Genomic DNA, 23596 nt, shown 5'->3' on the forward strand with positions numbered 1-23596 from the left:
GGTGTGGGAGAGTAGGTCACCGCCGGACAATTGTTTGAGAAGGGCTCCACCGTTGGGTGGGGCCCTTCTCGCGTTTCAGGGGCGGTGACGCGGAGGCTGTCGCGGTTGTCGCGCGACGGCTTGTTGAGGACCGAGTAGTCCTCGGACACCTGCATGGCGACCAGATACTGACCTTCTCCGCGGACACGCAACCAACTGGCGAGCCATGGCGTGCCTTCGGGCACCCAGTAGTAGGGGGCGTGGCGGCCGCCGGCGTCGTCGAAGACGTTGGCCCCGGGCATGACGGTGAGATCGGGATCCTTCTCGGTGTGGGAAGAGGCGAACTCGATGGTGACGCCGGCGCAGATCAGCGGCGGCAGGTCGTCGATGTCGTACATGTGGGAGCCGTCGCGGGGATGTGCCTTGCCGCCGAACGCGCGCCAGTGGTTGCGGATCTCGGCCGTGGCCGGACAGGGCTGGAACCGATCGAGGAGTGCGTCCAGGTCGCCGGTCCACGTGTAGGCCCGGTACAGGGTCAACGTGCACTTGGCGGCGAAGTCCTCGGCCGCCTTGAGCTCATCGTTGCCACGACGGCAGCGGTCGAGGCCGCTGCGGCCCAGTTGCCTCGTCAGCTGCCCGGCGCGGGCTGTCCAGTCGAGGCGCATGGTGAGTGCCTTCCTGGCGATGGCCCGGTGCTCCGCCACCTCCGCGGCCATCGGCGTGATCGTAGGGGAGCGGACGGCGAGCTCCACGGCACAGGAAGACAGCACGAGCGCCACAGCGGAGAGCAGCGTCGTGGCGAGCTGAGTGGGCGGTGTCACACCGGGTGAGATGCGTTGACGGAGAGCAAAGTTCGGCGGCGTCAGGGAGTGGTCAGATGTGCAGCTCGCCGGAGACCACGGTCACCGCGCGTCCGGCGAGATGGACCCGGTCGCCGTCGGCCTTGACACGTACGAGCCCGCCACGAGCGGAGAGCTGTGCTCCCACCAATTCGGCCCGGCCCAACCGCGCCGACCAGTAGGGGGCCAGGGCGCAGTGGGCTGAGCCCGTGACCGGATCCTCGGGCACGCCGACGTTGGGGGCGAAGAACCGCGACACGAAGTCGGTCGACGTGCCGGCCGCCGTGACGATGACCCCGCGGGCGTCGATCGAGGCCAGAGCTTCGATGTCGGGCGCGAGTGTGCGTACCGACTCCTCGCTCGGGAGCTCTACCAGTAGGTCGAGCTGGCTCCTTGCGACCTGCACCGGCGTGACTCCGAGGGCTTTTTCCAGACCTGCCGGAAGTGTGGCCGGTGTCACTTCTTTGGCTGGAAAATCCATCGTGATCAAGCCGTCGGGGGTGCGATTCACCGTGAGGCTTCCGCTGGCCGTACTGAATTCGACCTGGCCTGAGGCGGCGCCCGTCGAATAGAGGACGTGTGCCGTGGCCAGCGTCGCGTGGCCGCAGAGGGACACCTCGACGGCGGGGGTGAACCAGCGGAGCGAATCGCCGAGCAGGAAGGCGGTCTCGGACAGCCGCATCTCGGCCGCCACGGCCTGCATCCACGCGTCGGGAGCCGCGGACTCCAGCAGGCAGACCGCGGCGGGATTGCCTCGGAAAGGAGTGTCAGTGAAGGCGTCTACAGTGAAGAGGCGCATGAGTTGATGCTATCGGGGGAGAGATATCCAGATGAAACCAGACTGCTAGCGGGACAGAATGAAATTGGCTGTGGGCGTGTCGCATGGCGAACACGGAATCGTCGGTTACCGTCCAATGTGTAGGGACGTGCCGATTGCGGTGAGTTCCTGAGGAAAGGACAAACCGATGGGGGCAGTGCGCAAGGTGGTGAGCTACCTTGGCCTGGGCGGGATTGATCACTACGACGAGCAGTACGACGATGAGCAGTACGAAGAGGAGTACATGCCGGCGACGGAGCGGGCCGCCAGGAGGTGGCGTGCGTCCGTTGACTCTTCACGGATCGTGATGATCCAGCCACTCAAGTACAACGACGCGCCGATGATCGGGCAGCATTTCCGTGACGGCCAGACGGTCATCATGGACGTGACGGGCATGCCGATGCCCGAGGCGACCAGGATGGTCGACTTCGCGGCGGGCTTGGCCTATGGCTGTGAGGGACGGATCGAGCGCATCGCCGATCGGGTCTTCCTGCTGGCGCCGGCCCACGTGGAGATCGAGACGACCTAGGCCGCGCGCGGGCCGCGACGGATCAGCCGGGTGAGCTCGGCTGAGTCGTCTGCGGCCTGTTTTGCGCGTGCCTCCGCCTCGCGGGCGTAGGCGTGCAAGGCCCAGACGGCCCCGTCGGCCAGTTCTCTGAGCTCGGCGATCCGCGCGGCCACGTACTTGGCGTCTGATTCGATGGCCTTGCGCCGCTGCCAGAGCCGCCAGCCCGCGAGCCCGAGCAGAGCCGCTCCCATCCCAGCGAGGAGCCAACTGGTGAGCGGCGCCCCGGCCAGGCAGCAGACGCCGGCGACGATCAGCAGGATGGCCGCCCACGGCGGGCGCCGGGGGTGCAGTCCCTCGGCCACGATGGCAGCCTCGGCCTCGGCGAGTGACTCGTCATCGGGGCCTTCGGGGCGGAGCAGGATGTGGTGACCGAGCAGTGTCACCGTGAGCGTGGCGGGTGGGGTGAGGCGGCAGTCGCTTTCGAGCTCCTCGGCCAGGCCGCGCAGGAGCGGCGCAGCCACATGCAGGGCGATCGCCGCCAGGTGCGGGTCGGCACCCGGGCGCAGGTCGTCGAGCAGGTGTGAGGTCAGCGAGGCCATCGGGCCCGAGGGGCCGCCGAGGCCGATGAGCGAGCGGAGCACGGCGAGTGGCTCGTCTTCGGCCCACGCTGTGACCGGGCTGCTGGTGCTGTTGGTGAGTGGAGTGGAGGAGTCGTGCTCCGCTTGTCTGGTCGAGGTGATCTCCGTGCAGCGGGCGCGCAGCCGGGCCAGTCGTGCGGCCGCCTGGGCGGGTCTGGCCAGCTCAGGGATCTCGGCCATCTCGGGGAAGTCGATCAGGGAGACCGGCACCACCACGGTGGGCTCGCCGGGGACGACCGCCTGCACCCACTGCCGCTGGTCGGCGTGGTCGGGGACGCCCAGTGCGTCGAGCTTGCGGAGCACGAAGATCTTCCCGGCCGGACCGTAGGCGCCTCTGGCGGCGGCCAGCCAGAGGGAGCGCTGCCCGTGGGTCACCGGCTGGTCGACCGAGAGCTCTCCGAAGGCGGTGCCCAGCCAGGAGGCGTGGATGCGGCTGCCGTGGCCCGCGACGGCCAAGGCCAGGCAGAGGAAGAGGGCGGTGCGTTGCTGGTCGCGCCCCGCGGCCCTGCTCAGTGGCTCGAGTGGATCATCTCCGGCGAGGATCGCCACCAGGGCCTGGACGGCCGGAGGCAGCCAGTCGCCGGGGATGTCGTCGAAAGCCGGTGCGGTCGGAGGCACGGTGCCGTTGGCGGCAAGGTGTGCCAGCAGTGCCTCTGCGTAGCGGTGCAGCTCTGTCGTCGCTTGGGGGTTGGCAGTCAGGTCCGTGCTCAAGGCAGAGAACTCCCCCATCTTCGGCCCGGTTCATGACCGCGTAAAGCCTATCGGTGGGCGCGCCAACGAGGTGGAGGCGCGCCCACAGAGGGTGTCACATGCGCTCGGGAACCGGGACGCCCAGCAGATCGAGCCCGGACTCCAGCACCCGGAGGGTCAGCGCGCACAACGCCAGCCGCGACGCGCGCGTCTCGGCGTCGACGCCCTCCTTGAGCACGGGGCAGCCCTCGAAGAAGGCGGTGAAGGCCGTGGCGGTCGCGTAGATGAACGCGCACAGCCGGTGGGGTTCGTTCAGCTCGGCGGTCTTCGCCACCACGGCGCCGAAATCCAGCAGTTGGAGCGCCAGCGCGCGCTCGGCCGGATGCCCCAGGACGATCGGGCCCGTGGCGGTGGCCGGGTCGACGCCGCCCCTGCGGAAGATCGAGCGGATCCTCGCCTGGGCGTACTGCAGGTAGGGGGCCGTGTTGCCGGTCAGGCTGAGCATGCGGTCGAAGTCGAAGACGTACTCGCTGTCGTGGCTGATCGACAGGTCGGCGTACTTGACCGCGCCCATGCCGACGGCGTGGGCGATCTCGTCGCGGGTCTCGTCGTCGTAGCCGCGATCGGCGATCACCGCGGAGGCGCGGTCGACGGCCTCCTGCAGCAGCTCCGTCAGCTTGATGGACTCGCCGGAGCGGGTCTTGAACCGGCGCCCGTCCTTGCCGAGCATCATGCCGATCTGGACGTGCTCCGCCGACACGGTGTCGGGCAGCCAGCCCGCGAGCCGGGCGGCGGCGAACACCATGCGGAAGTGGAGCGCCTGGTCTGCGCCCACCACATAGAGGATGCGGTCGGTCTTGAGGTCGTGGACGCGGTAGCGGATCGCCGCCATGTCAGTGGAGGCGTAGCCGTAGCCGCCGTCGCTCTTCCTGACGATGAGCGGGAGCGGCTTGTCGTCGGAGCCGGTGAAGCCGGGCGGGAAGACGCAGAGCGCGCCCTCGCTCATCACGGCCACTCCCGAGCTCTCCAGGTCGTCGCAGGTCTTCTCGAGCATCGGGTTGTACATGCTCTCGCCGGCGATGTCGGCGTCGGTGAGCGTGACGCCGAGCATGGAGTAGACCTTGTTGAAGTAGCGGACCGTGGCGTCCATGAACACGTGCCAGAGCCGGATGGTGTCGGGGTCGCCCGACTGCAGCGTGGTCACCCGGACGCGGGAGCGCAGCTTGAACGCCTCGTCGTCGTCGAACTTCCGCCGGGCGGCCTGGTAGAACTCGGTGCCCATGCCGGCTTCGAGCTGCGCGACCGCGGTCTCCTCGCCGATGTCGAGCAGGTGCTCGATCAGCATGCCGAACGGGGTGCCCCAGTCGCCCAGGTGGTTCTGCCGTATGACGGTGTTGCCGAGGTGCTCGTGGATGCGGGCCAGCGAGTCGCCCACGATGGTGGTGCGGAGGTGGCCGACGTGCATCTCCTTGGCCGCGTTGGGGGCGGAGTAGTCGATCACCACCGTCTGCGGCGGCATGGTCGTGCCGACGCCGGTGCGCGGGTCGGCGAGCATGCCCGCGGCGCCCGAGGCGATCCACGAGTCGTCGAGCGTGATGTTGAGGAAGCCTGGTCCGCTGACCTCGACCGTGCCGGGAAAGTCGGACAGCTCGGCGGCGAGGGCCTCGGCGACCTCCCGCGGGGACCGTCGCAGCCGCTTGCCCAGGCTCATCGCGACGTTCGCCTGGAAGTCGGCGAACTGGGAGGGCCGGATCAGCGGGTCTGCGTCGGCGTGCTCGGGGCCGAACGCGTTGGCCAGCGCCTGCTGGACGCGCTCGGTGAGCACCATTTGCGGGTCGGTCATGACCTAAGGGTACCGGCGACCTTGACCTCGGCGCAGTGCGCGAACTCGGGGCTGGGTGCGGCGCCTCGACGCCGGGTTCAGCGGCGGCGATGGTGCTTCTGCGCCGAGGCGACCCGGTCGCCGATCGTGGACACGATGCCGGCGGCGGACAGGTCGACGGCGAGCCGGCAGGCGGCGCTGATGCCCGCCGCTCTGGACGAGCCGTGCGCGATGACGACGGTGCCGTTGAGGCCGAGGAGCACCGCGCCGCCGTGTGCCTCGGAGTCGAGGCGGCGGTGGAGCTCGCGGATGCGCGAACGCTGCATGAGCGCACCCAGCTGGGCCACCCTGCTGTCGCTGATCGTCTCCCTGAGCTCGCGAAACGCGTAGCGGACGGCGCCCTCCATGGTCTTGAGCGCCACGTTGCCGGTGAAGCCGTCGGTGACGATCACGTCCACGCGGCCGGTGAGCAGGTCGAATCCCTCGATGTTGCCGGTGAAGCGGATGCCGGGGGCGGCCTGGAGCAGCTCGTGTGCTCGTTTGACCAGTTTGTTGCCCTTCTCGGCCTCGCCGCCGATCGTGAGCAGGCCGACCTTCGGCTGGGCGATGTCGTAGGCCAGCTGGGCGTAGACGGTGCCGAGCTGGGCGAACTGCACCAGCATCTCGGGTTTGGTGTCGGCGTTGGCGCCCGCGTCCAGGAGCAGCGTCGGGTGAGGCAGCGTGGGGAGCGCGACGGCTATGGCCGGCCGGAGCACGCCGTGCTGGGCCTTGAGCCTGAGTCTGCCGGTGGCCACGACCCCGGCGGTCGAGCCGGCGGACACCACCGCGGACGCGTCGCCCCGTCGTACGAGATGGCAGGCGACGGCGATGCTGGAGCGGGGGCGGCGCAGGCTGGCCAGGGCACCCTCGTCCATCGCCAGGGCCTCCTCGGCCCGGACGATCGGGATCTCCCTGGTGGCGTCGTGGTCGGCGAGGGCCTCGTAGAGCACGCGCGGCGAGCCGACGAGCACGACCGCCAGCCCGCGCTCGCGCACGGCGTGCACGGCTCCCGCGACTATCTCGTGCGGCGCGTGATCGCCACCCATGGCATCGAGCGCGATCGGTTTGCTGTCGGACACTGGTCACCTCGTACGGGCATACGAACCCGTCGTCACCGATGGAAACGCGGGCTCGGTTATGTCCGCATCGTAGGCAGGGCGGATGCCCAGGTTAACGGGCGGGTGGGGGCCCGGCGCCGATGCGCGCGCTACCTGAGGTTCCAGTCGGAGACGCCGCGCGAGACGATCACCTTGGAGAACATCGATCTGCCCACGATGCGGATGAGCGGCCCGTCGTCCTCGGATCCTCCCGACACGTTGCGCTTGCCGAACATGGAGGCACCCTCGTCGATCACCCGGGCGTTGTCGGGAACCCGGACGATCATCTTGCTGAACCGGGCGTCGGCCTCGAGCGTGATCTCACGGCCGGGCAGCACGGCCTCGGACAGGTCGACGATGAGCGCTCCGAAGGTGGCCGAGAGCCTGGTGTGCCGGGACGCGACCCAGCGGCCCTTCCTGATCACCTTGCTGAACTTGGAGTCGATCGTCTGCCGCTCGACCACGCTCGGCACGTGTGACGAGGTCACGTGGGGTAGGTCTTGGGTGAGGGGGACGAGCTCGCCCACGGTCTTGGCCGTGTAGGCCGCGTCCAGACGGTCGGCGTGCTCGACGCTGGTGAGTCTTCCGGTGGCGAGTGCCTCGCTGAGCACCGCGGCGACGCGGTCGCGGTCGGCGTCGGAGGCGCGCAGGACAGGATCGTCGGTCGTCACGGTTAGCCAGTGTACGTCCAATCGCGATATGTCGCGAGTAGTCATTCTTTGAGAAAGCTTCGAGCTCAGGGGAACCGTAGCCATCACCCCTCGCGTCCCGATATAAGAGCCGTAGACGCGCGACAGGGCCGTGAGGTTTACAGCGGAACGAACAAAAAAGATGGGAAAGGCCTAGTGATCTTGAACCAGGCAGGAACGCGACGCTTCAGGGCGTACACGTCCAAGCATCTCGATGACCTCCTGCAGCGGGCAGGGCTCGGCGACGAGGAGCGGCTGAAGGTCCGTGCCGTCGCCACCGTGCTGCCCTTCCGGACCAACGCCTACGTTGTGGACGAACTCATAGACTGGTCGGCAGCGCCCGACGATCCGATCTACCGCCTGGTCTTCCCACAGGAGGACATGCTTCCCGCCGCCGACGTCGCGAGGCTGGCCGACCTGCTCAAGGCCGAGGCGCCCAACGCGGAGATACAGGCCGAGGCCAACAGGGTGCGAGCGCAGCTCAACCCGCACCCGGCCGGGCAGATGGAGCTCAACGTGCCCCGCATCGGCGTGGAGCCGGTGCCCGGCATGCAGCACAAATATCCGGAGACCGTGCTGTTCTTCCCCAAGCAGGGGCAGACCTGCCACGCCTACTGCACCTACTGCTTCCGGTGGGCGCAGTTCGTCGGCGACGCCGACCTGAAGTTCGCCTCCGACGACATCGGCCAGCTCGTGCGCTACCTGCACGAGCATCCCGAGGTCACCAGTGTCCTGATCACCGGCGGTGATGCCATGATCATGGGCGAGCCGGTGATCAGGCGCTACATCGAGCCGCTGCTCGGGGTCGAACAACTCGAGTCGATCCGGATCGGCACCAAGGCGCTGGCCTACTGGCCGCAGCGCTTCACCACCGACCCCGACGCCGACGCCACGCTCGAACTCTTCGAGCAGGTCACGGAGTCGGGCAAGAACCTCGCCTTCATGGCCCACTTCACGCACCCGCGGGAGCTGGAGTCGCCGCTGGTCGAGTCCGCGGTTCAGCGGATCCTCGGCAGCGGCGCGACGATCAGGACCCAGGCGCCGATGATCAGGTCGATCAACGACGACGCGGCCCTGTGGTCGGGCATGTGGCGGCGACAGCTCAGGATGGGGATGATTCCCTACTACATGTTCGTCGAGCGCGACACCGGGCCACAGGACTACTTCGCGGTGCCGCTGGCTCGGGCGTACGAGATCTTCAGGGACGCCTATTCGACGATCTCCGGGCTCTGCCGTACGGTACGCGGGCCCTCCATGTCGGCCACTCCGGGCAAGGTGTGCGTCGACGGGGTCGCCGAGATCGCCGGCGAGAAGGTGTTCGTGCTCCATTTCATCCAGGCTCGCGACCCCGCACTGGTCGGCCGGCCGTTCTTCGCGCGGTACGACCCGTCGGCGGTCTGGCTGACGGATCTGCGGCCGGCCTTCGCCGATCGTTTCCCGTTCGAGCCGACCGGCGAAGCCGCGCTGCTGACCGCCTGAGCGGTCAAGCGCATCTCCCGCTACCTCAAAATCTGCGCCCCCGGCCCGTGACACCGGTCTTTACCGGGACCTCGTCGGCGGGCCGCCGGGCGCGGATCCGAGTCGCGGGAAACGCCACGGGAAATTCCGAAATAGTCACTCGGCATTTCATCATTTGTCTCCCCGCTCGTCAGGTCTTCCATGATCTATGACCGGCCGTAAAGCCTTTGTCGAACGGGTTTTCCGGCGCCTTCACGGGTCTGGACAGGGTGATACAACTGCGTCGGTAGCTCAGCCGGGACGGCGCGCATCGTGTGGTGCCCACAGCGTGTACGCCGCGGCATTCGGGGGGTTATCGATTCGCCCATCCATTGCATTCGAGAGCGATCGATCACGAGCCGGGAAGGCAATCATGAATCGAATGATCAAGGCGGCTGCGGCCGTCGCAGCATTCGGGCTGGCGGGGGCCATGGTCTCCACGCCCGCCCAGGCCCAGGAGCGACATCTCGCCACGGAGTCCGTCGGCGAAGGGTCGGCCGGCGGTCCGGGCGGGCTGCTGCGCGACCTGCTCGGCGGCCTCTGGGCGGGCAAGGACGCGGCGGTCACCGGGACGAGCGGGACCGCGGCTCCGGGCGACACGTCGGGCACGTACGGCACGTCCAGCACGTATGCGGCGCGCCGGCCCGGCCGCCCGCTGTCGTCGCTGGAGACCGGCTCGTCGGTGGCCGGCCTGCCCATCGGCGCCCGGCTGCTGGGCGCGCTGCCCGGCGTCGGCGGCCTCGGCGGCCTGACCGGCATGGTGCCGGGCGGGACGGTCGAGGGCCGGAGCCCGATGTCCGCCGTCGGAGCCCCCTCCCAGGGCGGCCGGGCGGCCCTGGACGAGGTGGGCCTGCCGTCTGCTGACAGGCTGCTGGGAGGCACGCTGTACGGCGCCGCCCGGCGCTCAGCGGAGCGGGCGCGGCTCGCGTTCGGCGCGCTGTCGAACGAGCCGTCGGCCGAGTTGGGTCCGGTCGTGGGGCGACTCCTGCCGCCGGAGATGGCTCCGGTGGTCGAGACGCTGCCCGGCACGGCTCGGATCGCCACGCTCGACGGCTCGGCCCCTCTCTTCCGGAGCGCCGCCATGGCGCGTAAGCTCACCGGCGCTCAGGGCGAGTCGGCCATCTCGTCCGTCGGGGCCGCCGTGGCACGGACCAGCGCGGCCACGGGCTACGCAGGCCGCTACTGACGTGGTCACGGTGCTCGCCGGATCTCGCCGAGGGGCCGCCGGGAGGTGCTCGGACGTCTCAGGTGCCGACGTGCGGGCAGCCTGCCGCGCGGCCGCGAGGCGAGCGGGCGGGCGCCGAGATCGCCTGGGCAGTGTGTTCCCGAGCTCTCGACACTGCCTTCGTCACACTCACGTGAAGGGTCGCTCCCGCCCCAGGTGCCGGGCGTCAGAGAGACCGGCCACGTAGGTTACGGGACCGTCCGCCCGAGCGGGCGGTCTCATGACGGGCCGAGGTGGACGCGCCTGAGCCCGGTGCGCACGTGCCGCGTCGCCACTGCAGGGCAGCGGCGTGGCGCGGGGCGCACCCGCCGCCGACTCCGATCTTCGGGGTCGGCGGCATCCTCATGTCCGGACCCTCGCCGCGGCCGTCTGGACAGCGTGCCGCCCTGACCGGAGAGTGGCCGTCTGGACAGCGTGCTGCCCGGACCCGAGGGTGGTCGAACCGTCTGTCAGCGGAGGCGGAGGCCGGTGCGGCGGCCGATCTGGGCCTGCAGCCGGGCCATCTGCCAATGGAGCTCGATGAGCTGCTCGGTCAGCTGGGTCTGGGGTATCTCTGCCACGTCCTCGATGGCCAGGTGGTCGATCGCGGCCGAAAGCTCTCCCATCGCGCCCCCACTCCATCTCTCCTCGTATCGAACCAACGTTCGAATCATAGCGGAACGGGGGTCACGGTGTCAGGAATTCGTCACTCGCGTCGCTCCCGTGACCATGCCGAAGGCAGGTCACGGGCAGGTGAGATAGGCGCGCAGGCCGGAAGGGGCGCGCGGCGTGAAAGCGTCGAGCGTCAGCCCTTGTTGTAGGCGGCGAGGACCTCTTTGGGGTCGCCGTCCATCTTGATCTTGCCCTTGTGCAGCCAGATGACGCGGTTGCAGGTCTCCTCGATGACCCGGAGGTCGTGGGCGACGAGGAAGACGGTGCCGGCCGACTCGCGGATCTGGCGGATGCGCTGCTCGCTCTTCTTGCGGAACTCGCGGTCACCGGTGGCCAGGGCCTCGTCGATGAGCAGCACGTCGTGGGTCTTGGCCGAGGAGATGGCGAACCGCAGCCGGGCGCCCATGCCGGACGAGTAGGTGGACATCGGCAGCTGAACGAACTCGTCGATGCCGGAGAAGTCGACGATCTCCTGGTATTTGTCCCTGACCTCGGCAGGGGTCATGCCCATGGCGTAGCAGCCGAGCACGATGTTGCGCTCACCGGTGAGCTCGCGCATGAGGGCGGCGTTGACGCCCAGCAGCGAGGGCTGGCCGTCGGTGTAGACGGCGCCGGCGTGCGGCGGCAGCAGACCGGCGATGGCGCGCAGCAGCGTGGACTTGCCCGAGCCGTTGCGGCCCACGATGCCGATGGCGTCGCCGTGGTAGGCCACGAAGGAGACGCCCTTGACGGCGTGGACCTCCTTCATCTGCGGGCGGCCCTGGCGCTTGAGGATGCGTGTGAGGGCGTTGACGGCGTTGCCCTTCTCGGCATCGGTCGCCGCGCCGTAGACCCGGTAGACGATGTGCAGGTCGTCGACGATGACCGTGGGAGTCCCCGTGGGAACGTCAAGGGGGGCCTTGCCGGCCGGCGCCGGGTTGGGGTGCACCCTCACGTCCTTCTTTTTCGGGACGGCGGGCTCCTCGCCCTTCACCTGTGATAGCTCCTCGGTCAGCTCAGCCACGCCCGTACCTCTCCTCGGCACGCCAGAAGTACCAGAAGCCGAAGCCGAGTGCGAACACTGCCCAGAATACGCAACTTATCCACACCATCCCCGGCGGGTTGTGGCCCTGGATGAGGATGTCGCGCATGAACTCGATGTAGGAGGCCGCGGGGTTGAGGTAATACATGGCGTCGGCCACCCACTGCGGCAGGCCGGCGCTGCCCACGACCTTCTCCTGGATCGAGAAGAACACGCCCGAGGCGTAGAGCCAGGTGCGGGTGATGAACGGCAGGAGCTGGTTGAGGTCGCGCATCGACGAGCCGAGGCGCGCCATCACCAGCCCGGCGCCGATGTTGAACATCGTCTGCAACAGGAGCACGACGGGGATCATCAGCCAGAACCACGTCGGGAACTCGCCGGTGAGGATCACGATCAGGAACAGCACACCCATGGAGATGGCCAGCTGCTGCAGCTCCTGGATCGTGTAGGCGAGGGGGAGCGAGGCGCGGGGGAAGTGGAGCGCCCGGATCAGCGACAGGTTGCCGGAGATCGACTTGGCGCCCGCGGCCACCGACCGCTGGGTGTAGGTGAAGACGAACATCCCGGTCAGCAGGAACGCGGGATAGTTTTCGATGTTGCCCTTGCCGCCGAGCACGATGCCGAACATCACGTAGTAGATGGCGGCGTTGAGCAGGGGGGTCAGGATCTGCCAGAGCTGGCCGAGCGCCGAGCTGGAGTATTTGGAGACGTTGCGAGAGGTGGCGTACGTGAGGATGAAGTGCCGCCGCTCCCAGAGCTGGCGCACGTATACCGGGAACCTCGGCCGCGCGATGGCACGGCGAAGCCCGTATCTCGCGGCGAGCTTGGCCAGCGGCTCCTGCCCGCTCCGGCCGCCCGCCTGGGCGTCCGCGACAGCGGATTCCGGCTGACTCATGGCTAGGACTCTATTGGATCCGGCTCGGTGGAGTGCCTGCCGCGGGGGTCGCGACAGACAGTTGGACGGAGGCCTCGGGGCGTGTGGTTCCAAGGCGCCGTCAAGACTTGCACAACGGTAGCCCAGCCACCCCCCGGATGAGGGGCAAGGCGTGAGCAGTGTCGGCTAGAAGGTATTTTTGCTCGTGGTTCAAGTCCGGGACTGTGCTTGTCTGACGGTTTTGCGAAACTACGGACTGTTTGTGACTAATGACTGTGACGTTAGCTAGGCATACGTGTGACCGAACTGCAACGCGCCAGAGACTCGCTGGTAGCACGGAGTGAGGGATAGTCGCGAGCGACTGGCAGGGCGTCGGCTGGTTTGACCATGTCAGCCAAACTCGGGGGGCTTACCAGGAAATCCCCCGTCAGGCTGCTCACGATCACTGCAGCTCAGCGCTAACGCCCACCTGTAGAGGGAGGAATCTTTTTACCATGCGTGTTACTAAGGGCGCACAGATCGTCGCCGGTACCGCGCTGCTCGCCATCGCGGTGGCCGCGTGTGGCGGCGGTGCCTCGACCGGAGACTCCGCGACCAGCGCCGACACGCCGGTCCGCATGGAGCTCGGCGAGCCGCAGAACCTGCTGGTCCCCTCGAACACCACCGAGTCCGAGGGCGCCGAGCTCCTCGCCGCGGTGTTCGAACCGCTGGTCAACTACGACGAGAACAAGGAAGTCGTCGAGGCCGCCGCCGAGTCCATCACCACCGAGGACAACAAGGTCTGGACGATCAAGCTCAAGCCGGGCTACACCTGGCACAACGGTGAGCCCTTGATCGCGCAGAACTATATCGACGCCTGGAACTACGCGGCCAACCAGGACAACGCGCAGGGCGCCGGTTACTTCTTCGGCCGAGTCGAGGGTCACGCCGACCTCAACCCGGGCGAGGGCAAGCAGGTCACCACTAAGGAGATGAGCGGCCTCAAGGCGGTCGACGACACGACCCTCCAGGTCACCCTGACCGCTCCGTTCTCCCAGTTCAGGACCATGCTGGGCTACACCGCGTTCTACCCGCTGCCCAAGGCCGCCTTCGGCGCCGACGGCAAGGTGACCAACGAGTACGGCGAGAAGCCGATCGGGCAGGGCCTGTTCAAGCTCGACAAGCCGTACAAGAAGGGCACCGACCAGACCGTCGAGCTGTCGGTGTACGACAAGTACCCCGCCAAGAAGCCCACTGGCTGGACGAAGCTCCAGTTCAAGCTCTACAACAGCTCGGAGACGGCCTACAACGACCTCCAGGGCGACAACGTCGACATCCAGGACCAGCTGCCCGCCTCGGCGATCGCCAGCGCCAAGACGGCCCTGGGCGACCGCTACACGGACCAGCCTGACGCCGGCATCGGCTACATCGGCTTCCCGCTGCAGTACAACGACGAGTACAAGGACGTCAAGGTCCGCGAGGCCATCTCGATGGCCATCGACCGGAAGACGATCGCCGAGACGGTCTTCGCCGGCACCCGCGCGCCTGCCGACGACTTCATCAACCCGGCCATCGCGGGCTACCGCCAGGGCGCCTGCGCCGCCTGCAGCTACGACCCGGGCAAGGCCAAGGAGCAGTACGCCGCGGCCAAGGGCCCGGCCAAGCTGGAGCTCGGCTACAACGCCGACGGCGGCCACAAGGAGTGGATCGAGGCCGTCGCCAACAACCTCCGCGCCAACCTCGGCGTCGAGGTGACGGTCAAGCCGTTCGAGAAGTTCGCCAACATCCTGGACGACCTCGACGCCAAGAAGTACAAGGGCATGTTCCGCATGGGGTGGGCCATCGACTACCCCTCGCCCGAGAACTACCTGACGCCGATCTTCTCCACGGGTGCCATCACCACGGGCTCCAACTACGCCGGCTACTCCAACAAGGAGTTCGACGAGGCGGTCGCCAAGGGTGACCAGGCGGCGACCCCTGAGGAAGGGCTCAAGCTCTACCAGCAGGCGGACGACATCCTGATCAAGGACCTCCCGTACATCCCGGTGTACTTCTACCGGAACAACTCGGGCCACTCCACCAAGGTCAAGAACGTCAAGATCAACCTGCTCAACCAGGTTGAGTGGGCTGACGTCGAGAAGGCCTGACGTATTTTCCGGGGATGGGCGGCACCACCGCCCATCCCTTGAGAGCCCGCCGTGAAGGCAGTCGCTTGGGCCCCGCAACCCCAGGTCCCCAGGGGCTGCCTTCTGGCATGTACGGGAGGCTTGTATGGGCCGTTACATCATTCGGCGCCTGATCCAGGCGATACCAGTCCTGCTGGGCGCCACCCTGTTCATCTTCGCCATCGTGTTCGCGCTGCCCGGAGACCCCGTCGCGGCCCTGGCCGGCGAGAAGCGGCAGGATCCGGCGATCGTCGCGATCATCCGCGACCAGTATCACCTCAACGATCCGCTGCTCCTGCAGTACTGGCACTACATCAGCGGTCTCCTCTTCCAGGGCGACCTCGGCAAGACGTTCGCCGGTGTCCCCGTCTCCCAGTTGCTGGCGGGCAAGCTCCAGGTCACACTGAACCTGGCCCTTGTCGCGCTGGTCATGGAGGCGGCCATCGGCGTTCTGCTGGGTCTGTGGGCGGCGCTGCGGCGCGGCCGGGCCACCGACACCGGGATCCTGGCTTCGACGCTGCTGCTCATCTCGGTCCCGACGCTGGTCACCGGCTTCGTCCTGCAGCTGTGGCTGGGGGTCTGGCTGAAGCAGGTCACGGGCACCGAGATCTTCCCGATCGCCGGAGCCACCCAGGGCCTGAAGTCCTATCTGCTGCCCGGCTTCGTGCTGGCGGGCACGTCGATCGCCTATCTCACCCGGCTCACTCGAACGAGTCTGGTCGAGACGCTGAGATCCGACTACATCCGCACGGCCACGGCCAAGGGCCTGTCCAGACGAAGGGTCATCGGCAGGCACGGGTTGCGCAACGCGTTGATCCCGCTGGTCACCTATCTGGGAGCCGACCTGGGCGCCCTGATGGGAGGCGCGGTGATCACCGAGACGATCTTCAACCTGCCCGGCATCGGCAACCAGCTCTATCAGGGTGTTTACCTGCGTGAGCAACCGATCGTCGTAGGCATCGTGACAATCCTGGTGTTGGTGTACATCCTGGCGAATCTGATCGTCGACATGCTGTACGCCGTGCTCGACCCGAGGATCCGCTATGAGTGACACCCCACAGGTCGAACCTGTGCCCCAGGAGACCAGGACGCTGACCAAGGATCAGGTCGTGGCGACCCCACCGCCGGTGAAGCGCCCGAAGGAGGCCAGGCCGGCCAGCCTGTGGGGCGACGCCTGGCACGATCTGCGCCGTAGGCCGATGTTCATCGTCTCGCTGGTGCTCATCGCGATCCTGCTGGTCATGTCGTTCTGGCCGTCGTTGTTCTCCTCGATCGACCCGTTCTCGGCGAGGACCTGCGAGCTGGCCACCGCCCGGCAGGGACCCAGCCCGGGTCACCTGTTCGGCCGGGACAACCAGGGCTGTGACGTCTACGCCAGGACGATCTACGGCGCCCGCAACTCGATCGTGATCGGTGTCACCACGACGCTCATCACCGCCATCGTGGGCGGCCTGCTCGGTCTCATCGCGGGCACCCGTGGCGGCGTGGTCGACACGATCACCTCGCGGATCACCGAGATCTTCTTCGCCATCCCCTCCATTCTGGGCGCGCTGCTCATCACGGCCACCTTCCGGGATCAGGATCTCGGCATCTGGATCGTGGTGATCGCACTGTCGATCCTGGCCTGGCCGATGACGTTCCGCATCATGAGGGCCGCGGTCATCACGGCCAGAAGCCAGGACTTCGTGATCGCGGCGCGTGCTCTGGGAGCCAGTCAGAGCCGCATCATGTTCCGGCACCTGCTGCCGAACGCGCTCGCTCCGGTGATCGTCATCGCCACGATCAACCTCGGTGGCTTCATCGCGGCCGAGGCGGCGCTGTCCTTCCTGGGAGTCGGTGTCCAGTCACCGGACATCTCCTGGGGCCTGATGATCGCCGATGCTCGCAACCGGTTCCTGGAGGCGCCGCTGCCGCTGGTGTTCCCCGCTGTGTTCCTGAGCATCACCGTGCTCGCGTTCATCATGATGGGCGACGCCGTCCGTGACGCGCTCGACCCGAAGCTCAGGTAGGAGGGGGGATCAGATGAGGAAGACGTCACCGGACGTGTTGCCCGCCGAGGGAGGGCTGGGCAACGAGCCGCTGCTGGCCGTGGAAGACCTGCATGTGGAGTTCGGCACGCGGGCGGGCATCGTGCGGGCCGTCAACGGGGTGAGCTACACGCTCGACTCCGGTGAGACCCTCGCGGTGCTGGGCGAGTCGGGGTCCGGCAAGTCCGTGACCGCTCAGGCGATCATGGGCATTCTCGACATGCCGCCGGCGCGGATCCCCAAGGGGGAGATCCGCTTCCGCGGCACCGACCTGCTCAAGCTGTCGGAGGAGGCGCGCACCCAGGTGCGTGGCCAGCGGATCGCGATGATCTTCCAGGACGCGCTCTCCGCGCTCAACCCGGTGTTCACCGTGGGCTGGCAGATCAGCGAGATGTTCCGGGTGCACCGCGGGATGTCCAAGCGTGACGGCATGGCCAAGGCCGTCGAGCTGATGGAGAAGGTCCGCATCCCGGCCGCCAGACAGCGCCTCAACGACTATCCGCACCAGTTCTCCGGGGGCATGCGCCAGCGCATCATGATCGCCATGGCGATCGCGCTGGACCCCGAGGTGCTGATCGCCGACGAGCCGACCACCGCGCTCGACGTGACGGTGCAGGCCCAGATCATGGAGCTGCTCGCCGAGCTGCAGCGCGAGAGCAACATGGGCATGATCCTGATCACGCACGACCTCGGCGTGGTGGCCGACGTCGCCGACAAGATCGCGGTCATGTACGGCGGGCGCATCGTGGAGAACGCGCTCGTGCACGACATCTACAAGGCGCCCGCCCACCCCTACACCAAGGGCCTGCTGGAGTCGATCCCCCGGGTCGACCTGAAGGGCCAGGAGCTGTACGCGATCAAGGGCCTGCCGCCCAACCTGCTCGACATGCCGCCCGGCTGCGCCTTCCATCCGCGGTGCCCCTACCGTCAGGACAACTGCGTGACCGACGTCCCCCCGCTCTACGAGATCAGCGGCACTCGCAACAGCGCCTGCCACTACTGGAGGGAGGTCCTCGATGGCGACAACAGGTGAGCGCATCCTCGAGGTCCGCGATCTGGTCAAGCACTTCCCCCTGACCCAGGGCATCGTGATGAAGCGCCAGATCGGCGCGATCAAGGCGGTGGACGGCGTCTCGTTCGACCTCGACAGAGGTGAGACGCTGGGCATCGTGGGCGAGTCGGGCTGTGGCAAGTCCACGCTGGCCAAGGTGCTCATGGCACTGGAACGTCCGACGTCCGGCTCGGTCATGATCAACGGTCGTGACATCGCCAAGGCCAAGGGCGGCGAGCTCAAGCGGATGCGCCGCAACATCCAGATGGTGATGCAGGACCCCTACACCTCGCTGAACCCTCGGATGACCGTCGGCGACATCGTGGGCGAGCCGTACGACATCCACACGGAGGTCGCTCCCAAGGGTGACCGCCTGCGCAAGGTGCAGGAGCTGCTGGAGGTCGTGGGCCTCAACCCCGACCACATCAACCGCTACCCGCACCAGTTCTCCGGCGGTCAGCGCCAGCGCATCGGCATCGCCCGGGGCCTGGCGCTGCAGCCAGAGATCATCGTCTGCGACGAGCCGGTCTCCGCGCTCGACGTGTCGATCCAGGCGCAGGTCATCAACCTGCTGGAGCGGCTGCAGAACGAGTTCAACCTGGCGTACATCTTCATCGCCCACGACCTGTCGGTGGTGCGCCACATCTCCGACCGGGTCGCGGTGATGTACCTGGGCAAGGTGGTGGAGCTCGGCAAGGACACCGAGATCTACGACAAGCCCGCTCACCCCTACACCCAGGCGCTGCTGTCGGCCGTGCCGGTCCCCGACCCCGAGGGCCGCGAGCAGCGCGAGCGGATCATCCTGCAGGGCGACCCGCCCTCGCCGGCCAATCCGCCGTCGGGCTGCCGTTTCCGCACCCGCTGCTGGAAGGCGCAGGAGATCTGCGCCACGGAGGAGCCGCTGCTGCAGATCAGGACCGGCACGCAGCACGAGAGCGCGTGCCACTTCGCCGAGACGCACGACGTGGTCCACGTCGGCTAGCGAGTGACCCGCAGGCCCCCCGCGATCATCGCGGGGGGCCTGCGCGCGTTCAGCGGGTGGCGATGACGGCTGACCCGTGGCCGAACAGGCCCTGATTGACGGCCAGCCCGGCCCTCGCGTCCGCGACCTGCCGGGCGCCGGCCTGGCCGCGCAGCTGGCGGGTCAGCTCGCACACCTGGGCGATGGCCTGGGCGGGAATGGCCTCACCGAACGAGGCCAGCCCGCCGGACGGGTTCACCGGCACGCGCCCGCCCAGCGCGGTGTCGCCCGCGCGCAGCAGCTTGTCCGCCTCCCCCGGCGGGCAGAGCCCGATGTCCTCGACCCAGTCCAGTTCGAGCGCCGTGGACAGGTCGTAGACCTCGGCGAGCGACAGGTCCTGGGGGCCGAGGCCCGCCTCCTCGTACGCGGCGTGCGCGATGGCGGCCCGGAACGGCCTGTCGGGCGGGGGCACGGCGGCGCGGGAGTCGGTCGCGAACTCGGGCAGCTCCAGCACCGTGTTGGGGAACGTGGGGGTGACGGTCGACACGGCGGCCAGGCGTACCGGATGGGTGACGCCGAGCCGGTCGGCGTAGGCGCCTGAGGCGAGCACCAGCGCGGCGCCGCCGTCGGAGGTCGCGCAGATGTCCATGAGGCGCAGCGGGTCGGCGACCATCGGGGAGGCCAGCACCTCCTCGGCGGAGACGGGTTTGCGGTAGCGGGCCATCGGGTTCAGCGAGCCGGCCAGCGAGTTCTTGACCTTCACGGCGGCGAAGTCGTCGGCGGTTGAACCGTACAGGGCCATCCGCCTGCGCGCATAAAGGCCGAAATATCCGGGATTTGTGGCGCCGAGCAGCCGGAACCGGAGCCAGTCCGGATCGTCCGGCCGGTCACCACCGACCGGCTTGAAGAAGCCCTTGGGCGTGGAGTCGGCGCCCACCACCAGCGCGACGTCGCACAGCCCGGCCAGGATCCGGGTCCGCGCGATGTCGATCGCCTGCGCGCCGGACGCGCAGGCCGCGTAGCAGGACGCGATCCGGACGCCCGACCAGCCGAGCGCCCGCGCGTAGGTGGCTCCCGCCACGAAGCCCGGGTAACCGTTCCTGATCGTGTCGGCGCCGACCAGGAACTGGACGTCGCTCCAGGCGATCCCGGCGTCGGCGAGCGCCTCGCGGGCCGCGGCGACGCCGTATTCGGCGAACGGCCGGCCCCACTTCCCCCAGGGGTGCATGCCGGTGCCCAGCACGACCACGCTCACGAGACCCGCCCCCACATCCACACCAGCGGGCCGTCAGCGAGCGCCCCGTGGGTCAGCTCGACCTCCATGCCCACCTGAAGGTCGTCGACCGTGAGGTCCTTGACCTGCCCGAGCACGACGATTCCCTCCTCGGCCAGCTCGACCGCGGCCAGTGTGACCGGCAGGTACGGCTCCGCCGCCACGAACGGCGCGGGAGGCGGGTAGCAGGCGTTGGTGTAGGACCAGATCCGCCCCCTCCTCGACAGCCTGGTCTCCGCCATGGACTCGCTCTCGCAGCGCGGACTGGGGCAGAACCCGTGGCGGGGCGGGAACGCGACCGTGCCGCAGGCGGCGCACCTGGTGCCGATCAGGCAGGCGCCGTTGTCGTCGATGGTGAACCAGCCGTCGATCGCCAGCGTCATACGCACGAGTATCACACAAGCGCTTGCTAGGCAGAACGCCTTCCGCGCCGGCCCTGCCGGACGATCAGCCGGGCCGACATTCCCGCCGACAGCAGCACCAGGCCGAGGACCACCGGAGTCCTGGACGGCGGCGACCCGGCCGTGCGTCCGGCCGGGCGGGTCGCGGGCCGGGCCGGCGCCGTGGGCGCGCCGGCCAGCAGCTCCGCCCGGCGCAACGCGAGCAGCGCGTTGGCCACGCCGTGCCCGTAGGAGGAGTCGTGGCCGGTGGCGGGCCGCCGGGTGGTGCCCAGCTCGATCGCCCGGCGGACGAGATGCGGCGGCAGGTCGGGGTGCGCGGCCCTGATCAGCGCGGCGATGCCGGCCACCATGGCCGCGGCCGCGCTGGTGCCGTCGCCGGCCCGGTAGGAGTCGCGGCCGTCGGCGCTGACGATGCCAGTGCCGGGGGCGACCACGCTGAGGTAGCCCTGGCGGTTGGAGAACCGGGCCACCCTGAGCCGCCTGTCGACCGCGCCCACCGCGATCACTCCGGGGTAGGCGGCGGGGAAGTTCTTCCGGTTGGCCGTGGCGCCGTCGTTGCCCGCGGAGGCGACGAGCACGGCTCCCCGGCTGATCGCGTAGCGCACCGCTCGCTGCTCGGCCGCCGACCCCTGCCAGGAACCGCCGCCCCCGCCCAGGGACATGCTGATCACGTCGGCGCCGTGGTCGGCCGCGTAGCGGATGCCGCGGGCCAGCGCGTCGTGACCGGCTGAACGCTCCCTTTCGCGGAGCGGGTCGCCGACCTCCAGCGTGACCCGGATCGACAGCACCCGCGCCGCGGGCGCGACGCCGATCACCCCGTGCCCCTCGCCGTGGCCGCGGCCCGCGATGAGGGCGGCCATGGCGGTGCCGTGGTGTCCGCGCCGGCTCTGGCGGCGGGCCGTGCCGGTCAGGTCGGGGCCGTGGACCACGGCGCCGGCGAGGTCGGGATGACGGCCGTCGACGCCGGTGTCGAGCACGGCGACCAGCACGCCCTGACCCTTGCTCAGTGGCCAGGCCTGACGCAGCCGCAGCACGGACAGCTGCCAGCGGTCGGTGGTGACGAGATCGTCACCCGCGCTCGGTGCCGCGCCGATCACCAGCAGGGTGGCCAGACAGGCCGTGACCAGCACGGCGGGCACGGCACGGGACAGTTGGGACACGTGGGACCTCGGGGACAGGAGGGGCACGCCCGATCGGGAGATTCTGACACGTGCCCGCCGCGTCAATCCGAAGCTTCGGTAAACAGACCGATACGCGGTGTAATTACCCTTTGGTGCTTTTCCTGTCAGTGTGAGGGTGCAAGACGGACATGTGCGCCAGGCGGCAGGCCGAGGCGCTGCGCCGCGTCACCCGAGTTGACCGCGAACGCGATCAGCCCCGCCGAGTCGGCGAACGCCACCAGCTCGCCCGGCGGCACCGCCGCGAACGTCTCGAGGTAGGGCATCGACAGCTGCCGGCGCCCCAGCCGCACACCGAGCAGGTCGCCGACCCGCACGCCCAGCCTCTCCAGGTCGCCGGCGGTGATCGACAGCTGCGTGTTGCCGTAGCGGTCGACCGAGACCACTTCGCCCTCGACCGCCCCCTCGCGCAGCACCGAGGTCGGCTCGGGCAGCGAGACCAGCCTCGACGCGGGCAGCTCGGGGCCGAGATCGGCCGGCGTGAGCCCGGCGCACAGCCGCCCCGCCACCGGAGAGTAGACGTCGCGCCCATGGAAGGTCGGCGAGACGGGTCTGAGGAAATGCTCCTCGTTGCTGATCTCGTACGCCGCCCGCGCCCCGCCGCTCGCGTGGACCGCCCACGACAGCAGCCCGTTGTCGGGGCCGATGAACACCCGGCCGCCCGCCTCGACGGCGACCGCCCGCCTGGCCCCGCCCGCCCCCGGATCGACCGCGCCGATGTGCACGCCCTTGGGAAGGTAGGGGATCGTCTGGGCCAGGATCGCGGCGCCTCGGCGTACGTCACCCGAGGGGACGACGTGGCACACGTCGATCACCCGGACGTCGGGAGCGATGCCCGCGATCACGCCATGACATGCGGCGACGTAGCCGTCTTCGATCCCGTAGTCGGTGAGAAGTGTGATGACAGAGGTCACACTTGGTGACTGTACGTCTCGCGATCCACCATGAACAGCCGGACTCGGCACATTACGATGGCGACGGGCCGCATGCGTGCGATGTGATCGTCGCGCGCATCCTTCCGAGGAGGAACCATGGACACTGCACCGGCCGGCGGTGACAGTGCTGCCCACGACCCGTCGCATCACCCCCTCACCGAACGCGATCTCGAGCTCCTCGCCTTCGAACGCCAGTGGTGGCGTCATGCGGGCGCGAAGGAGCAGGCCATCAAGGAGACCTTCGGGTTCTCCGCCACCCGCTACTACCAGTTGCTGGGCGAATTGATCGACAAGCCGGAGGCCCTGGAACGGGATCCGATGCTGGTTAAGCGGCTACGCAGGCTGCGCGCCACCCGCCAGCGCGACCGAGCCGCCCGTCGTCTCGGCATGCGTCCCTGATCGGCTGGGTACCCCCAGCCGCGTGAGGAACATCCCTGGAATCCAAGCGATCCTGACCGACCCGGCCGGCGCCGTGATCGGGCTCGACTTCGACGGCACGCTGTCGCCGATCGTGTCCGATCCCGCGTCCGCCGGCATCCATCCCGAGGCGCCCGGCGTCCTGGCCACGCTGGGCGCGCACGTGGGAGCGGTGGCCATCCTGACCGGGCGGCCCGCGGCCACCGTGCTGAAGCTCGGGCCCGGGCTGACCGACGTGCCGGGGCTGGTCGTGCTGGGCCACTACGGGTTCGAGCGGTGGGAGGCCGGCAGGATCTCCGCGCCGCCGCCCCCGCCCGGGGTGCCCCAGGTCAAGGCGGAGCTGCCGCTGCTGCTCGACTCGCTCGGCGCGTCCGGCGCGCTGATTGAGGACAAGGGCCGGGCCGTGGCCGTGCACACCAGGCGCGCCCCCGACCCCGAGACGCTGCTGGCCGCGCTGCGTGAGCCGCTGACCAAGCTGGCCGAGAAACACGGGCTGGTCGTCGAGCCCGGCCGGTTCGTGCTGGAGCTCAGGCCGTCGGGCATGGACAAGGGGCACGCGCTCAGCCTGTTCCTGGCCGAACGGGACGCCCGATCCGTCATGTTCGTCGGCGACGACCTCGGCGACCTGGCCGCCTTCGACGCGGTCAAGGCGTCGGGGCTGCCGGGCGTGACCGTGTGCAGCGGCTCCGCCGAGGTGACCGCGCTGGCCGACCGGGCCGATGTCGTGGTCGACGGTCCCGACGGGGTCGTGGCTCTACTCGGGGAGCTGGCCGCGGTCGTCAGTCGTTCTTGATCCGGTTGCAAGTGGCCCGCACTACGGTCG

The 23596-nt window shown here is 68.9% G+C and carries 23 protein-coding genes; 10 read left to right on the forward strand and 13 right to left on the reverse strand.

Annotated elements, in window-relative coordinates:
• Together AC5L3X_RS38580 and AC5L3X_RS38585 are read right to left on the reverse strand one after the other, a co-directional pair.
• On the reverse strand, positions 1-800 hold an 800-nt coding region (locus AC5L3X_RS38580; RefSeq protein WP_494863694.1), incomplete at its 3' end, for a hypothetical protein.
• Positions 801-852: 52 nt separating this feature from the next.
• Positions 853-1617, reverse strand: coding sequence for a PhzF family phenazine biosynthesis protein (locus AC5L3X_RS38585; RefSeq protein ID WP_494863696.1), 765 nt, complete (start codon positions 1615-1617; stop codon positions 853-855).
• A 166-nt stretch (positions 1618-1783) separates the two neighbouring features.
• Here AC5L3X_RS38585 and AC5L3X_RS38590 point away from each other — a divergent pair, with 166 nt between their 5' ends.
• Positions 1784-2164, forward strand: a complete 381-nt coding sequence (locus tag AC5L3X_RS38590) for a cell division protein SepF (RefSeq protein WP_189129115.1) — start codon at positions 1784-1786, stop codon at positions 2162-2164.
• On the opposite strand, the gene AC5L3X_RS38595 is transcribed toward AC5L3X_RS38590, so the two are convergent.
• The 4 genes from AC5L3X_RS38595 to AC5L3X_RS38610 form a co-directional block, all read right to left on the reverse strand.
• Positions 2161-3492 carry a hypothetical protein gene (locus AC5L3X_RS38595; protein ID WP_494863698.1) on the reverse strand — a complete coding sequence of 444 codons (1332 nt, stop codon included), beginning with the start codon at positions 3490-3492 and terminating at the stop codon, positions 2161-2163. The two genes, AC5L3X_RS38590 and AC5L3X_RS38595, sit on opposite strands and share 4 nt — an antisense overlap.
• Before the next feature lie 94 nt (positions 3493-3586).
• Positions 3587-5314, reverse strand: coding sequence for an arginine--tRNA ligase (gene argS / locus AC5L3X_RS38600; protein ID WP_494863700.1), 1728 nt, complete (start codon positions 5312-5314; stop codon positions 3587-3589).
• 77 nt (positions 5315-5391) lie between these two features.
• The gene (gene plsX, locus AC5L3X_RS38605) at positions 5392-6378 is read right to left on the reverse strand and encodes a phosphate acyltransferase PlsX (RefSeq protein WP_225264367.1); all 987 of its coding nucleotides are present in this window, start codon (positions 6376-6378) and stop codon (positions 5392-5394) included.
• A gap of 161 nt (positions 6379-6539) precedes the next feature.
• Positions 6540-7100 carry a DUF1707 SHOCT-like domain-containing protein gene (locus tag AC5L3X_RS38610; protein ID WP_494863702.1) on the reverse strand — a complete coding sequence of 187 codons (561 nt, stop codon included), beginning with the start codon at positions 7098-7100 and terminating at the stop codon, positions 6540-6542.
• A 174-nt stretch (positions 7101-7274) separates the two neighbouring features.
• Here AC5L3X_RS38610 and AC5L3X_RS38615 point away from each other — a divergent pair, with 174 nt between their 5' ends.
• Positions 7275-8597: a KamA family radical SAM protein gene (locus tag AC5L3X_RS38615; RefSeq protein WP_189129111.1), complete on the forward strand. Its 1323-nt coding sequence runs from the start codon at positions 7275-7277 to the stop codon at positions 8595-8597.
• Between the two features lie 391 nt (positions 8598-8988).
• Positions 8989-9801 (forward strand): hypothetical protein, encoded by an 813-nt coding sequence (locus tag AC5L3X_RS38620; RefSeq protein WP_494863704.1) that lies wholly within the window; start codon positions 8989-8991, stop codon positions 9799-9801.
• A gap of 488 nt (positions 9802-10289) precedes the next feature.
• Here AC5L3X_RS38620 and AC5L3X_RS38625 read toward each other — a convergent pair whose 3' ends face one another.
• The 3 genes from AC5L3X_RS38625 to AC5L3X_RS38635 all read right to left on the reverse strand — a co-directional run bounded on the left by AC5L3X_RS38625 (position 10290) and on the right by AC5L3X_RS38635 (position 12407).
• Entirely contained in the window at positions 10290-10445 is a 156-nt protein-coding gene (locus AC5L3X_RS38625) for a hypothetical protein (RefSeq protein ID WP_494863706.1), read from the reverse strand.
• 179 nt (positions 10446-10624) lie between these two features.
• Positions 10625-11494 carry an ABC transporter ATP-binding protein gene (locus AC5L3X_RS38630; RefSeq protein WP_494863708.1) on the reverse strand — a complete coding sequence of 290 codons (870 nt, stop codon included), beginning with the start codon at positions 11492-11494 and terminating at the stop codon, positions 10625-10627.
• Entirely contained in the window at positions 11487-12407 is a 921-nt protein-coding gene (locus tag AC5L3X_RS38635) for an ABC transporter permease (RefSeq protein WP_494863710.1), read from the reverse strand. Before AC5L3X_RS38635 ends, AC5L3X_RS38630 begins: the two co-directional genes overlap by 8 nt.
• Positions 12408-12880: 473 nt before the next feature.
• Here AC5L3X_RS38635 and AC5L3X_RS38640 point away from each other — a divergent pair, with 473 nt between their 5' ends.
• From AC5L3X_RS38640 to AC5L3X_RS38660, 5 genes are all read left to right on the forward strand, one after another.
• Complete coding sequence (locus tag AC5L3X_RS38640) at positions 12881-14512, forward strand: peptide ABC transporter substrate-binding protein (protein WP_494863712.1); 1632 nt, start codon at positions 12881-12883, stop codon at positions 14510-14512.
• A gap of 124 nt (positions 14513-14636) precedes the next feature.
• Positions 14637-15581, forward strand: a complete 945-nt coding sequence (locus AC5L3X_RS38645) for an ABC transporter permease (protein WP_494863714.1) — start codon at positions 14637-14639, stop codon at positions 15579-15581.
• A complete protein-coding gene (locus AC5L3X_RS38650) occupies positions 15574-16539 on the forward strand; it encodes an ABC transporter permease (RefSeq protein WP_494863715.1) in 966 nt (321 codons plus the stop codon). Before AC5L3X_RS38645 ends, AC5L3X_RS38650 begins: the two co-directional genes overlap by 8 nt.
• A gap of 13 nt (positions 16540-16552) precedes the next feature.
• Positions 16553-17590 carry an ABC transporter ATP-binding protein gene (locus tag AC5L3X_RS38655; RefSeq protein ID WP_494863717.1) on the forward strand — a complete coding sequence of 346 codons (1038 nt, stop codon included), beginning with the start codon at positions 16553-16555 and terminating at the stop codon, positions 17588-17590.
• Positions 17574-18590 carry an ABC transporter ATP-binding protein gene (locus AC5L3X_RS38660; protein ID WP_494863719.1) on the forward strand — a complete coding sequence of 339 codons (1017 nt, stop codon included), beginning with the start codon at positions 17574-17576 and terminating at the stop codon, positions 18588-18590. The genes AC5L3X_RS38655 and AC5L3X_RS38660 overlap by 17 nt, the downstream gene beginning before the upstream one ends.
• 49 nt (positions 18591-18639) lie before the next feature.
• On the opposite strand, the gene AC5L3X_RS38665 is transcribed toward AC5L3X_RS38660, so the two are convergent.
• The 4 genes from AC5L3X_RS38665 to AC5L3X_RS38680 all read right to left on the reverse strand — a co-directional run bounded on the left by AC5L3X_RS38665 (position 18640) and on the right by AC5L3X_RS38680 (position 22335).
• Complete coding sequence (locus tag AC5L3X_RS38665; protein ID WP_494863720.1) at positions 18640-19824, reverse strand: lipid-transfer protein; 1185 nt, start codon at positions 19822-19824, stop codon at positions 18640-18642.
• Complete coding sequence (locus tag AC5L3X_RS38670; protein ID WP_189129100.1) at positions 19821-20225, reverse strand: Zn-ribbon domain-containing OB-fold protein; 405 nt, start codon at positions 20223-20225, stop codon at positions 19821-19823. The genes AC5L3X_RS38665 and AC5L3X_RS38670 overlap by 4 nt, the downstream gene beginning before the upstream one ends.
• Before the next feature lie 26 nt (positions 20226-20251).
• On the reverse strand, positions 20252-21403 hold the full coding sequence (locus tag AC5L3X_RS38675) for a S8 family serine peptidase (RefSeq protein WP_494863721.1): 1152 nt from the start codon (positions 21401-21403) through the stop codon (positions 20252-20254).
• Positions 21404-21528: 125 nt separating this feature from the next.
• Positions 21529-22335 carry an SAM hydrolase/SAM-dependent halogenase family protein gene (locus AC5L3X_RS38680; RefSeq protein WP_494863722.1) on the reverse strand — a complete coding sequence of 269 codons (807 nt, stop codon included), beginning with the start codon at positions 22333-22335 and terminating at the stop codon, positions 21529-21531.
• A 117-nt stretch (positions 22336-22452) separates the two neighbouring features.
• Here AC5L3X_RS38680 and AC5L3X_RS38685 point away from each other — a divergent pair, with 117 nt between their 5' ends.
• Both AC5L3X_RS38685 and otsB read left to right on the forward strand, forming a co-directional pair.
• The gene (locus AC5L3X_RS38685) at positions 22453-22755 is read left to right on the forward strand and encodes a DUF3263 domain-containing protein (RefSeq protein ID WP_189129098.1); all 303 of its coding nucleotides are present in this window, start codon (positions 22453-22455) and stop codon (positions 22753-22755) included.
• A gap of 22 nt (positions 22756-22777) precedes the next feature.
• Entirely contained in the window at positions 22778-23566 is a 789-nt protein-coding gene (gene otsB, locus AC5L3X_RS38690; RefSeq protein ID WP_494863725.1) for a trehalose-phosphatase, read from the forward strand.
• The last annotated feature ends 30 nt before the right edge of the window (positions 23567-23596 follow it).

This window comes from Nonomuraea sp. CX421 (genome assembly GCF_059358955.1).